Origin of the sequence: Methanobacterium sp. (assembly GCF_038562635.1) — an archaeon.
GTDB lineage: Archaea > Methanobacteriota > Methanobacteria > Methanobacteriales > Methanobacteriaceae > Methanobacterium_D.
On the sequence record NZ_JBCFBO010000001.1, the window covers coordinates 167,580 to 181,111 of the forward strand.

Consider the following 13,532-nt stretch of genomic DNA (forward strand, 5'->3'; position numbering starts at 1 on the left):
ATCGTTATTCAAATTCATTAATGGAATTTAACATAATCCTCAATGATTCTTTAAGGTTATTAATATTGTTAAAATTATCTATCAGTTTTTTTAGTTCATCTGGGTTCTTAGCCTTAAGTTTATTTACTTTACGGGTAAGACACGGCATTGTTCTTGTAATATTGTCGACTATAGTTAATGATGAGGTTTTAGCTGTCCGTGATAATGGATTTAAGTCTATAGCTATTACATATTTACCTTCTTTTACCAGTGCTTCTGTTCTGTCACCATCTTCCAGTGGAACTAAAATTACATCTGCTTTGTACATACCTTCAGGGCTGACGCTTCCCCTTGGACTATCCAGGCCTTTAATATGTTTGAAATCTTCCTTTTCTGTACCTAAAATTTCTCCAGCTCCCTGATCTTTTAAAAATTTCCAGATTGTTTTAACTCTTTCAGGAGTTCTGTAAAAAAGGTTTATCTCAATTTTTGCATCTAAAACTTCTGCTAATTTTACAACATGCTCTGGAACAAGGGCAGTAGTGTTACCATTTACAGATATAACTGGATTTTTTGCAAGGATTAAAGCTGCAGCTGCTGCTTCTATAGCTTTTTCTGCAGTTTCAGTTGTTTTTTCTCCAATTAAATAATCGAAAGCTTCTCCTCTTCCATGGGCTATCATTCCAGAATCGGCTAAAATTCCAGATTTATAGGCGTTTACAATTTTATCTCTTGAAAGTAAAGATTTATATCTTGGATGGCTTTTTGGTATCATATTAATTAGTCCTGTAAAATTTAATTAATCAGTAAAAATTCTATATCCTGACTATTTTATTATATTAATAAAGTATAGATATTTATTTAATATTCAAATGTCTGTATAATTACCAATACTTCTATTAACCCAGATATGATTTTATAAGATAGTTAAAAAGATCTATATTCCTAATTTTTTGTTACATTAACTATGTATAAACACATACTTATAGCCTCAGAGTTTAAGGTAATTAATTGAAATGCGTTCCAGGTTTTTCCTGTTAATTAATTTTCATAAAACTTTTAATTACGGCTTTTCTGTTTATAATATGGCCTTAATTAAATATTTAAACTAGTAAGTCCTATATGAAACATATTTAAAAGAAATTAAAACTGATTACAGGAACTGTTTTAATGCAAAGATATTTTTAACCAGTATGATATAAATAATACGGGGATAACATGAAAGAAAGAATAGAAATAAACAGGCCAGATAATAATAATGAACCAATTGGAAGACCTGAGGGAAGAGAAACAAAAAAAAGCAGAGTTAACAAGTGGGGTGTTTATCTAAGTATCCTTGTTATTGTGGCTGGTTTAATTTGGTATGCTATAAACATGGGATACATTCCTATGGAATTTATAAAACAGCAGGCAGGCCCAATTTTAGTTGTAATTATTGGATTATTAATTTTAATTAAATCACTATCAAGATAAATTAAAAATAGGAAGTTTAAAAAAATTTGAGGTTGAGGAAAATTTCCTCTGAAATTTTCGGAATATTCAAAAATCTACAATTTTTGATGCCCCGAAATTCATTCTGAATTTCCTGAACCCATAAAACAAAGTTTTTTGAGGCGTTTATATGAAAGATATATTAGAAAAATTATCAAATGCAGCTGGAGTATCCGGTTTTGAAGAAAATATTCGAGAAATTATAACAGATGAAGTAAAAGACCATGTGGACGAAATCGAAACCGATAATCTTGGTAACCTCATAATGGTTAAAAAAGGGAAGGAAAATGGGAAAAAGATAATGCTTGCAGCCCATATGGATGAAATCGGTTTAATGGTAAGGCACATTGACAAAGAAGGGTTCATTAAATTCTCTAAAATTGGGGGAATAAATGACCAGATGCTTCTAAATCAGGAAGTTTACATCCACACAGATAACGGGAAAGTTCTGGGGGTTTTAGGTTCAAAACCACCCCACAGGATGAAAGCAGCAGAGAGAAAAAAGGCTGTTGAATATGAAAATATGTTTATAGACATCGGGGCAAAGGACAAAGAAGAAGCAGAAAAAATAGTCAATGTTGGAGATGTAGTAACAATCAAACGCGAATTTTCCACACTTAGAGGTTCTATTGTTGCAGGGAAAGCATTTGATAATAGGGTAGGTTGTTTAGTGCTTATTGAAGTTATGAAAAGGATTAAAAGCGACGCTACTATATATGCTGTTGGAACTGTACAGGAAGAAGTTGGACTTAAAGGAGCAAAAACTTCAGCATTTAAAATAAATCCTGATTTAGCTATAGCTTTAGATGTTACAATATCTGGAGACCACCCCGGAATTAAGGAAGATGAAGCCCCTGCAAAACTTGGAGGCGGACCTGCTATAATTTTAACTGATGCCAGTGGAAGAGGTATAATAACCCACCCTAAAGTCAAAAAGCTCCTTATTGAAGCAGCGGAAAGAGAAGAAATTCCATATCAGCTTGAAGTAAGTGAAGGCGGTACTACAGACGCAACAGCAATTCACCTTACAAGGGAAGGAATTCCTACAGGTGTTTTATCAGCTCCAACAAGGTATATTCACACACCAGTTGAAGTCGTAGATCTTGATGATGTTGAAAACACTATAAAATTACTGGTAGCTGCACTTGAAAATGCTTAAAAATTAAACGTTATAGTTTAATTATTTTATTTTTTAAACACAAATTTGTTTTTAAACCAATTAGAAATAGAATTAAAGTATAAAAACCTTTTTCTGGGAATTATTAAAATTTGGCTTTATATATCATATTTTGAATCTAATAACTTCATTTAGTTTGTATCAAATATAATCTTTCATATTTGAATAGAAATTTAATAAATATAGTTTATAGCGTGTTGTAACCTATTTTCAAGTTACTGCTAGCAAACTATTGATGGAATAGGTGGTTAAGTTGGTAGAGCATGAACATAATGATATAGATTTAAAAGAATTTGAAGAAGGAAATAAAGAACTGGAAGAACATCTAACTAAAAATAAAGAAGAGGCGCTTGCTGTTTTAAAGAAATTATTTAAACCTTTATATGGGGATAAATGGAGTAAGGAGCAAGATGAAGCTATGGAGTTGTTGTTAAAATCTATAACGGATATGGCGGTATGCGAAGCTTTGATTGATGTTAGGCTCGCATTTTTAAATTATGGAGAAGAGGAGTAATTAAAAAAGTAGAATGGTAATGTAAATTGGATATAACTGTGCCTATTTAGGTTCTGAACTGGATAATATTTCAATTCCATTTGAATTTATTTCATAGGTCATGAATTGAGTAGGTGTTTTAGTACTCCTCATTTTTACGATATCCATTACTCTTTCTCTACGGCCAGTGTATGGATTTTCACGTTTCATAAGTTTTATAGCTCCATAAACTGAAAATAATGCCAGTTCATTGAATTCATGGGAAGTAGCACTGTCAAGTATCACAAGTGCAGTAATGTCCCTCTTTTTCAGTTCATATACCAGCAGATCGAAGCGGTCTCTGAATTCGTAAGGTGTTAACTTAGCGGTGTAACTTCCAAGGCTGTCTAAAATAATGACTTCAATATCTTCAGGAATATTTTGTAGAATTTTAGCGAAGTTGCCCTTCATAGTACCAATATCTATACTCATTGCGGCCTCAGTTACCTTGGCTCTGGCTCCTGCCAGTTCAATGAAATTTAAAAGACCGTTTTCCTGGAATTTTTCTAAATTCCAGTTGAAAGAGTTACCCTGCGTATTAAGATCATGAGCATCTTCTTCTGTAGTTATGTATGCTGTTTTAAGTCCTTGATCACAGCTGTTTTTTGCAAAATGAAGTCCAAATATTGTTTTTCCGGAACCTGCATCCCCTGTAAGAAGCATAGTCCTACTTGCCGGAAATCCGCCGGTAATGTGATCTAATACTGATATGCCTGTTTTTACTCTTTCCAATGTTATATCTCCTTTAACTCTATATAAATAAAATAAGTTAACTTCATTATTTAAGTATATGGTCTTTGGCCAGTATAAATTCAAATGTACATTTATTTGAACCTTCAGCCATGCATGATATCTGTTCCACATTGCCTTTAATAGATGTCCATGTAAAACTACGTAATATAATTATTCTACATATCATGCAGAACATAGGACTGTATTCTGCTTCTTTTTCCCAGGGACAATTTGAAAATTTAAGATAATTTTGGTGATTTTCTAATGTAGCCTCTGCTTCAATACCTAGATTTGATAGAAATCCTTTTATCCATTTAGTATAATAATTTAAGATATTTTCATTTAAATTGGGTGTACCTTCTTCAAACTTTGGTTTCATATTTATTTCAAAACGGTCTGAAAAACTTTTTGCAATATTATTTCTTATCTGGGGAGGTATATTTGATGCAAATACAGGCATAGCACTTAAAAGAAAACCGAAAAGTTCACCTCTAGCTTTTTCTTTTAAAAGCTGTTCTTTTTCTTTTTCAGCATTTTTACGTTCGGTTATATCCTGAAATATAAGTACAATACCATTTATATTATTTTTATCATCTTTAATAGGGGAACTTGTATCATTAATTGGTATTTGTCTCCCATTTTTAGTTATCAAAATAGTGTGGTCTTTCATACCTGTTATAGAGCCTTTTTGAAGCACTTCAGTAACGGGACTTTCTACAGGATTGCCAGTTTCTTCATTAATAATTTTAAAAATGCTTTCCAATGGTTTTCCTAAAGCTTCATCCTGTTTCCATTCGGTTATCTTTTGAGCAATAGGGTTCATGAATGTGATATACCCATCTTTATCAGTGGTAATTACGGCATCACCAATACTTTCAAGAGTTGTTGAAAGCCATTTTTCATTTTCTTTTAATTTACTTTCCATTTCATACTTGTAGAGCGCAACTTCAATGGCACTGTGCAGCTCTCTATCTTCAAAGGGTTTAATGATGTAACCAAAAGGGCCAGTTATTTTAGCTCTTTTAAGAGTTCTTTCATCTGAATATGCTGTTAAATATACAACAGGGATGTCAAGATTATCTTTTATTTGTTGAGCAGCATCAATACCGTCCATCTCTCCCTTTAGTACAATATCCATAAGTACTAGATCAGGATTAGTTTCCGAAGCTTTCTCTACTGCTTCCTCACCTGAAGACGTGATTGCAGGCACGATATAACCCATATTTTCCAGCCTGTGTTTGATATCCATGGCTACAATACTTTCATCTTCAACAACAAGAATTTTAAAAGACTGCATAATGCTTACTACTTTACTGCTTTAAATATATTAATATTGCCTTTTATTTTTAATCATAATCAGTTTTACAAGATTCATATTAAGCGGCGCTGCTTTTGTGCAGATGTTTGTAGATAGTAAATGCCAGGTTTTTATTTATGCTTTCAACACTTGCTATCTCCTCAACACTGGCATTTTTTATGCTGTTAATGTCACCAAAATGTTTAAGCAGTTTTATTTTCCGTTTTTCTCCCACTCCTTTTATCCCGTCGAGCATAGAATACTTCAATTCGCGAGATCTAAGTTTTTTATGGTAAGTAACTGCAAATCTATGTGCTTCATCTCTTATTCTCTGCAGGAGATGTAATGCTTCAGAATTTCTAGGTAAAATTATAGGGCTTGAATTATTTGGGACAAATACATGCTCAAATTCTTTAGCTAACCCAATAGCAGGTATATCATCTAAATTAACTGATTTTAAAACATCTACTGCCACGTTGAGCTGTCCTTTTCCTCCATCTACTATGATAAGATCTGGTTTTTTATCATTATCTCCAGTGGCGATCCTGCTGTACCTTCTGCTTAAAACATCTTTCATCATGGCATAATCATCAGGACCAGGAATGTCTACTTTAAATTTTCGATATTTACTTTTTTTAGGCATGCCGTCTTCAAAAACAACCATCGATCCCACTGCATGTTTGCCGCTGATATTGGAAATATCAAAACATTCAATATGTCTTGGAATTTTGGGAAGTCTAATATATTTTTTAAGATCCAGCAAAGTATTTCTTACTTCTTTTTCCTGATTCTTAATTATTTCTGCATTTTTAGCGACCATCTGAACTAAACGGGTTTCTGTTACATTTTGAGGAGTTCTAAGAGCTACTTCATACTCTTGGTTGGAAGACAACCATTCTTCAATTAGATCCTTTTCATCAGGTTTGTACTGTATAATAATTTCTGACGGTACATGTCTTGGGCTCATATAGTACTGTTTTAGAAATGCTGAAAGGATTTTATCAGGTAATGTGCCTTCAGTTCCACTCATTAAGAAATCGTCTTTTCCGATAATTTTACCGTCTCTTATGGAAAATACAACTACACAAGCTAATTTTTCATCGTATGAACAGGCAATTACATCTTGTTCAAGGCCTCTATCAAATTCTATTTTCTGTTTTTCAAGGATGCTGTCTACAGATAAAATTTGATCCCGCAGTACTGCGGCCTTTTCGAATTCATGGTTTTCTGCAGCTTCTGTCATCATTTCATTTAACATATCAATTATTTTATTATATTTGCCCTCAAAGAACAGGTTAATTTTCTCCACGATTTCATTGTAAGATGTTTCAGTTATTTTGCCTCCGCATGGAGCACTGCAAAGATGAATTTGATAGTTGAGACATGGGCCGTCCATTTTCCTGCAGGCCCTTATTTTAAAAATAGCTTTTAACGATTTGACCATTCTTCTTACGGATCCGACATCTGTAAATGGCCCGTAGTAAAATGCACCATCATCTCTAACATTTCTTGTAATTAGAATCCTTGGGAACTTTTCGTTGGTTATTTTAATGTAGGGATATCTTTTGTCATCCTTTAATCGAATGTTATATTTTGGTTTGTACTTTTTTATGAGATTGGATTCCAGAATAAGTGCTTCTTTTTCTGTATCTGTTATAATATACTCTAAGTTATGAAAATGACTCATGAGTAATTTTGTTTTTAAAGGTAATTCTGATCTGCTGAAATAAGATTTGACTCTTTTAATTAATGATTTAGCCTTTCCAACGTAGATTACATCGTCATCAATATTTCTCATTATATATACACCGGGTCTATCAGGCAAATTATCAGGGTTACTGCAACGATTTGACATTTAATCGCCTCTTGTATTTTTCGTGGTCTTTGAATTTAATAAAAAAAGAAACACTGATTTTAAGTGTTATTTTAAGAAATTATATTATCTCTTGTTTTAGGTGAAGCAACTTGCGGCCTTTTTACAGCGAAGGAATTATTCAAATCTTCATGCATCCCTTCTGCAATTTTTAATGGTATGCCAATAACCATGTATTCTGGAGGGAACCATACATTTCCAGTTGGGTCTACAGGGCCCACAAATGCAGTATCTTTTGGGACCTTTTCAGCCATTCCTGCAGGGTAAGTAACAAAAGTCGCACATGAAGGACCAAAAGCCATACTAATCGCATTAAATGGGTTTTTAGTTCTAAAGTGTATAATACTGCTTAAATTTCTTATTTGTTCTCCATTACCAAAGCAGATGATTGATTTAACATCAATATTATTTTTTATATCTTCACATCTCTGTATTATAAGATATTTCCCAAGTGGTTTTATTTCCCCAATGGATTCTAAAAATCCTTCAACATACTCAGGTCCAGCTTTAAGATATTCTGCTTCGCCGTTCCTAAATTTTTCACTTCCAGTAGAAACAAAATATTTAATAAATTCAAGAGGTTTGGTAAATCCAAGATATGTCATTGAACCAGGGCAACAGCCCCTAAGTGTATCTTTCCCAATATATAGTGGAGGTTGATTTTCATTTATAGATGTTAACATTATGGCTTTAGCAACACAACGATCAAGAGAACACATTGGTACTGCCCCTTCAGGGATCGTTTCAGAACTATAAACAGCTAAAGGGCTTGTACTCAATTTTCCACCAATTTTAAGACTCTCTCCAATTTTTTTTATAGAACTATTTCCCGTTTTAACCACCTCATAAATTTATAATTTACGCTGTTTGGAAAAATCATAGATTTTCCTTCAACTCCAAAAATATTGAAAATATTTTGGGATTTAGAAAAATGCACAACATTTTTCTCAACCTCAAAAAACTTGTTTTTTTGGGTTCAGAAAATACGTAGTATTTTCTTCAACCTTCGTTATACCATCAATTATTTATATCATACTTCCCAATATTAATAAAGTTATTTTCTTATAAGTTATAATAATATATATAAAAGTTATCTTTTTTTCAAAAAAGAGGAAAGAGAAATAAAAAGATTTAGGCAAGTATCTAATAATAAAACAATATTAAATAGATTAAAACGAATAAATCAGAAATTAAAATACTTATAAGGTGATTTAAGTATCAGAGACGGCTTTGTGTTACAGCTCCAAAATGACATTCAGGGCACCTATTACTTTTCTAATGCTCTTACTCAAAACCTATTTTATATCAATATAAAACTTAAACTATCAAAAGATTTTAGAAAAATGTTAAAATACCCTTTTTAAATAGAGGAAAGAGAAATGACAGGATTTAAACTCAATTCAAATTATAAACCATTGGGAGATCAGCCAAAAGCAATAAATTCGCTTGTAAATGGTATAAATGATGGATTAAAGCATCAAACATTACTTGGAGTTACAGGATCCGGAAAAACATTTACCATGGCAAATGTGATTAAAGAAGTAAATAAACCCACATTGGTCATGTCACACAATAAAACACTTGCTGCACAGCTTTATGAAGAATTTAAAGAATTTTTCCCTGAAAATGCTGTGGAATATTTTGTAAGTTATTATGACTACTACCAGCCAGAAGCATATATCCCCCATACAGACACTTTTATAGATAAGGAAGCCAGTATAAATGACGAAATAGACCAGATGAGACACTCAGCAACACAATCACTGCTTTCAAGGGATGATGTGATAGTAGTTTCAAGTGTCTCATGTATATATGGTATTGGATCTCCTGAGGACTATGGAGATCACTTGCTGCATATGAGAGTTGGAGAAACGATGGAACGAGAGGAAATATTATCAAAACTCGTCCATATCCAGTATGAAAGAAATGATATAGATTTTACAAGGGGGAAATTTAGAGCTAGGGGAGATGTTATAGAGATATTTCCAGTTCACGGGTCACTTCCTGTAAGGATAGAACTTTTTGGAGATGAGATAGATGGAATATCTTATATAGACCCTTTGAGGGGAAATGCAGCTAAAAAAATCGATAGAATAACCATATTTCCTGCAAAGCACTTTGTTATTTCTGATAGTAAAATGCAGAAGGCATTAAACGGAATTGAAACCGAACTGGAAGATAGGTTAACTATTTTAAGGTCTCAAAATAAATTACTGGAAGCACAACGCCTTGAACAGAGAACAAGGTTTGACATGGAAATGCTTCAGGAAATGGGATATTGTCCTGGAGTTGAAAATTATTCGCTGCATTTAAGCGGCAGAAAATGGGGCAGTATGCCTCACACACTTATAAAATATTTTCCGGAGAATTTTTTAACTATAATTGATGAATCTCACGTTACAGTGCCTCAAATTGGTGGGATGTATGCTGGAGATCGTGCACGTAAGGATTCACTTGTAAATTATGGATTCAGGCTTCCATCGGCTCGTGAAAATCGCCCGCTCAATTTTGAGGAGTTTGAAAGTATAATGAATCAGGTGATTTATGTTTCTGCAACTCCTGCAAATTATGAACTCGCAAAAAGTCAGAATACTGTAGAACAGATTATAAGACCTACAGGGCTCATTGATCCAAAGGTGATAATCAAACCAGTTAAAGGGCAGGTAGATCACCTTTTAGGGGAAGTTCAAAAAAGGATTAAGAAAAATCAGAGAATACTGGTAACTACATTAACTAAAAAAATGGCAGAAGACCTTACAGATTATTATGCAAAAATTGGAGTTAAAGTAAGGTACCTCCACTCAGAAATAAGTACGCTGGAACGTATTGAAATTATCGATGACCTCAGACGTGGTGAATTCGACTGTCTTGTGGGAGTAAACTTACTCAGGGAAGGACTGGACCTTCCAGAGGTATCTTTAATCGGAATTCTTGATGCAGATAAAGAAGGATTTCTCCGTTCTGAAACATCACTTATCCAGACAATAGGGCGGGCAGCAAGGAACGTAGAAGGAGAAGTAGTTATATATGCTGATGAAATCACAAAATCTGTAGAATCGGCAGTTAGAATTACTAACAATAGGAGAAAACTGCAGATTGAATATAATAAAAAGCACAATATAACACCAAAAACTGTGGTAAGATCCATTAAGGAAAAAGAGAAAAAAGATAAAATTGAATTAATAGATGATATTGAAAGCATGCCAAAAGATGAACTTCGCTTACTTATTAAAGATTTAGAGCATGAAATGACATTGGCAGCAAAGAAACTTGATTTTGAAAAAGCTGCAAAGCTTAGAGATAAAATCAGCATTCTAGAAGGGGTTTCGAAGTAATGAATACAAAGAAAGATAATATAACCATAAAGGGTGCAAGGGAACACAATCTTAAAAATATAGATGTTACACTACCAAGGGATAAATTTGTTGTAATTACAGGACTCAGCGGTTCTGGAAAATCATCCCTTGCATTTGATACAATTTATGCTGAAGGGCAGAGGAGATATGTAGAATCTCTTTCAGCTTATGCGAGGCAATTTTTAGGGCAGATGAAAAAACCTGAAGTTGATTATATAGAAGGGCTTTCGCCTGCTATATCCATTGACCAGAAAACCACTAAAGTAAATCCTAGATCAACAGTAGGGACAGTAACAGAGATATATGATTATTTAAGGCTTTTATATGCACGGATTGGTATTCCACACTGCTACAACTGTGGAAAACCTATATCTCAGCAAACTTCGGGTCAGATAGTTGATAATATCTACAAAGAAGAAGAAAAGACTAAAGTACAGATCATGGCTCCTGTTGTTAAAGACAGGAAAGGGGAACATCAGAAAATGTTCGAAGACCTCCAAAAAAAGGGATTTGTAAGAGTAAGGGTTGACGGTGATATATTAAGTCTGGATGAAAATATTGATCTTGACAAGAACAAAAAACACACCGTTGAAGTCGTTGTAGACAGGTTAGTTATAAGATACGATGTTGATTTTAAAAGGCGGCTTGCCGATTCAGTTGAAACTGCTCTTGAGCTTGGCGAAGGATTAATAGTAGCGCTCTACGAAAAAGATGGTGAAAAGGAAGAAAAAGTGTTCAGCGAGCACTTTGCGTGTACGGACTGTAATATAAACTTTGAAGAAATAAGTCCCCGGACATTTTCATTTAACAACCCTCACGGGGCATGTCCAGAGTGTAATGGGCTTGGAAGTAAAATGGAGATAGATACAGACTTAGTAGTCCCTGATAGTAGTTTATCACTTGAAGAAGGGGCAATTCTTCCATGGAGTAAATCCAAGAACAAGGATAATTACTACCACCAGATGCTTGAAGCAGTTGCAGACCACTATGGGTTTAGCATGGACATTCCCTTTGACGAACTACCCAAAAAATACCAGAACATAGTTCTTTACGGGTCATCTGAAAGAATTGATTTTACATTTAGACGAAAAGGTAGAGTACACCATGTAAAACGGAAATTTGAAGGTGCAGTAAAGAGAATGGAACGTCTATTTATGGATACCAAATCAAATTACATGAGAAGTTACATAGGACAGTTTATGAGTGATAGGAAGTGCCCTGCATGTAATGGTACAAGGTTACGCCCTGAAAGCAGATCTGTTACAGTAGGTGACAGGACTATATCTGCAGTTGTGGCAATGCCTATAAAAGAGTCATATAAATTCTTTGAAGAGCTTGAACTTACCAAAATGCAGCATTTCATTGGAAAAGAAATCCTAAAAGAGATAAGGGAACGTTTAAGATTTCTATCTGATGTTGGGCTTGATTATATTACATTGGATAGGTCTTCTGGTACACTTTCTGGAGGGGAAGCCCAGAGAATTCGTCTTGCAACACAAATAGGCTCTGGTCTGGTGGGAGTTCTTTATATACTCGATGAACCAAGTATTGGACTGCACCAGAGGGACAATACTCGACTTATTGAAACGTTGAAAAAATTGAGGGATATTGGAAATACTCTGATTGTTGTAGAACACGATGAAGAAACTATACTCTCTGCAGACTATGTTGTAGATATAGGTCCTGGAGCAGGTGAGCATGGTGGAAGGGTAACTGCAACTGGAACGCCACTGGAAATAATGAATAATCCTGACTCTATAACTGGAAAATATCTATCTAGAAATGAGACTATAGACTTTCCAAAAGAGCGTACAAAACCTAACGGGAAGTTCATTACTGTAAAAGGTGCAAGACAGAATAACCTAAAAAATATAGATGTAAAAATACCTCTTGGAGTGTTTACATGTGTTACTGGGGTTTCTGGCTCTGGAAAAAGTACTCTCGTAAATGATGTGCTTTATAAAGGTCTTTATGGGGAATTTAATAGAAAGCCTATAACTACAGGAAAACATGATGAGATCACAGGGGTTTCTAATATTGACAAGGTAATTATAATTGACCAATCCCCAATTGGACGTACTCCTAGGTCGAATCCAGCTACTTACACCGGCGTATTTACATATATCCGGGAAATATTTGCTGAAACTCTTGCATCTAAAAAGAGAGGTTATAAACCCGGTAGGTTCAGTTTCAATGTAAAAGGCGGACGATGCGAGGCATGCAGTGGTGATGGAATAATTAAAATTGAGATGCACTTTTTGGCAGATGTATATGTGCCGTGTGAAGTGTGCAAAGGGAAGCGTTACAACAAGGAAACTCTGGATGTGAGGTATAAAGGTAAAAACATTGCAGATGTGCTGGATATGACAGTTGAAGAGGCACTCCAATTCTTCAGAAATGTTCCACGTATACAGAAAAAACTTCAAACCCTTGATGATGTTGGGCTTGGTTATATTAAACTTGGGCAGCCCGCAACAACACTTTCAGGTGGGGAAGCCCAGCGTGTGAAACTTTCAAAAGAGTTAAGCCGGCAAAGCACTGGTAAAACACTTTATATACTTGACGAACCAACCACAGGACTTCACTTTGCAGATATTAAAAAGCTTCTCCAGGTTCTTGGTAGATTAAGGGATTCTGGGAACACAGTCCTGGTCATAGAACATAATCTGGACGTTATAAAAACAGCAGATTATATTATAGACCTGGGCCCCGAAGGAGGGGATGAGGGAGGTCTTGTTATTGCAGAAGGTACTCCTGAAGAAGTTGCATTAAGTGGCACATATACAGGAGAATTTTTAAATAAGATTTTAAATGAGAAACCACTAATTTCTTCTATTGAATCAGGCGATGATGTAATTTCAGAGGGGTCTTCGGGTAACAAGTAAATTTAATCTGTAGTTTATAGAATATTTAAAAAGTAAATTTACTTTTTTTAACTTATTTATTTCATCTCAAACTTCTTTTTTTGGCTTATAAGTTTGTATGATTTGGTTAAAATCGTATAATAACCTATTAAAACTATTAGTTTTATTAATGAAAGATTCTAATATAAACACTAAATCGTGGCAGTGATGAAAAGGGTATTTCTAAGATAT

10 protein-coding genes are annotated in these 13,532 nt (G+C 34.2%); 5 read left to right on the top strand and 5 right to left on the bottom strand.

The window, feature by feature from the left end; genetic code table 11:
* Nucleotides 1–4: 4 nt before the first annotated feature.
* Nucleotides 5–754, bottom strand: coding sequence for a 4-phosphopantoate--beta-alanine ligase (locus AAGU07_RS00805; RefSeq protein WP_342457318.1), 750 nt, complete (start codon nucleotides 752–754; stop codon nucleotides 5–7).
* A gap of 443 nt (nucleotides 755–1,197) precedes the next feature.
* Between AAGU07_RS00805 and AAGU07_RS00810 the strand changes: the two genes are divergently transcribed.
* The 3 genes from AAGU07_RS00810 (at nucleotide 1,198) to AAGU07_RS00820 (ending at nucleotide 3,161) form a co-directional block, all read left to right on the top strand.
* A complete protein-coding gene (locus AAGU07_RS00810) occupies nucleotides 1,198–1,452 on the top strand; it encodes a hypothetical protein (protein ID WP_342457319.1) in 255 nt (84 codons plus the stop codon).
* 148 nt (nucleotides 1,453–1,600) lie between these two features.
* Entirely contained in the window at nucleotides 1,601–2,629 is a 1,029-nt protein-coding gene (locus tag AAGU07_RS00815) for a M42 family metallopeptidase (protein WP_342457320.1), read from the top strand.
* Between the two features lie 271 nt (nucleotides 2,630–2,900).
* Entirely contained in the window at nucleotides 2,901–3,161 is a 261-nt protein-coding gene (locus AAGU07_RS00820) for a hypothetical protein (RefSeq protein WP_342457321.1), read from the top strand.
* Nucleotides 3,162–3,203: 42 nt separating this feature from the next.
* On the opposite strand, the gene AAGU07_RS00825 is transcribed toward AAGU07_RS00820, so the two are convergent.
* From AAGU07_RS00825 to AAGU07_RS00840, 4 genes are all read right to left on the bottom strand, one after another.
* Nucleotides 3,204–3,911 (bottom strand): ATPase domain-containing protein, encoded by a 708-nt coding sequence (locus AAGU07_RS00825; protein ID WP_342457322.1) that lies wholly within the window; start codon nucleotides 3,909–3,911, stop codon nucleotides 3,204–3,206.
* Nucleotides 3,912–3,957: 46 nt separating this feature from the next.
* Nucleotides 3,958–5,208, bottom strand: coding sequence for a methanogen output domain 1-containing protein (locus tag AAGU07_RS00830; protein WP_342457323.1), 1,251 nt, complete (start codon nucleotides 5,206–5,208; stop codon nucleotides 3,958–3,960).
* Between the two features lie 79 nt (nucleotides 5,209–5,287).
* Complete coding sequence (uvrC, locus tag AAGU07_RS00835) at nucleotides 5,288–7,063, bottom strand: excinuclease ABC subunit UvrC (RefSeq protein WP_342457324.1); 1,776 nt, start codon at nucleotides 7,061–7,063, stop codon at nucleotides 5,288–5,290.
* A 71-nt stretch (nucleotides 7,064–7,134) separates the two neighbouring features.
* Entirely contained in the window at nucleotides 7,135–7,860 is a 726-nt protein-coding gene (locus tag AAGU07_RS00840; protein WP_342457325.1) for a DUF169 domain-containing protein, read from the bottom strand.
* Nucleotides 7,861–8,460: 600 nt separating this feature from the next.
* Between AAGU07_RS00840 and uvrB the strand changes: the two genes are divergently transcribed.
* Complete coding sequence (gene uvrB / locus AAGU07_RS00845; RefSeq protein ID WP_342457326.1) at nucleotides 8,461–10,416, top strand: excinuclease ABC subunit UvrB; 1,956 nt, start codon at nucleotides 8,461–8,463, stop codon at nucleotides 10,414–10,416.
* Nucleotides 10,416–13,322: an excinuclease ABC subunit UvrA gene (gene uvrA, locus AAGU07_RS00850; protein WP_342457327.1), complete on the top strand. Its 2,907-nt coding sequence runs from the start codon at nucleotides 10,416–10,418 to the stop codon at nucleotides 13,320–13,322. Before uvrB ends, uvrA begins: the two co-directional genes overlap by 1 nt.
* The last annotated feature ends 210 nt before the right edge of the window (nucleotides 13,323–13,532 follow it).

Bases quoted from the DNA above. Each gene is read 5' to 3' on its own strand.
- AAGU07_RS00805 (WP_342457318.1), bottom strand. From the start codon at position 754: ATGATACCAAAAAGCCATCCAAGATATAAATCTTTACTTTCAAGAGAT.
- AAGU07_RS00810 (WP_342457319.1), top strand. From the start codon at position 1,198: ATGAAAGAAAGAATAGAAATAAACAGGCCAGATAATAATAATGAACCA.
- AAGU07_RS00815 (WP_342457320.1), top strand. From the start codon at position 1,601: ATGAAAGATATATTAGAAAAATTATCAAATGCAGCTGGAGTATCCGGT.
- AAGU07_RS00830 (WP_342457323.1), bottom strand. From the start codon at position 5,208: ATGCAGTCTTTTAAAATTCTTGTTGTTGAAGATGAAAGTATTGTAGCC.
- uvrC (WP_342457324.1), bottom strand. From the start codon at position 7,063: ATGTCAAATCGTTGCAGTAACCCTGATAATTTGCCTGATAGACCCGGT.
- uvrB (WP_342457326.1), top strand. From the start codon at position 8,461: ATGACAGGATTTAAACTCAATTCAAATTATAAACCATTGGGAGATCAG.
- uvrA (WP_342457327.1), top strand. From the start codon at position 10,416: ATGAATACAAAGAAAGATAATATAACCATAAAGGGTGCAAGGGAACAC.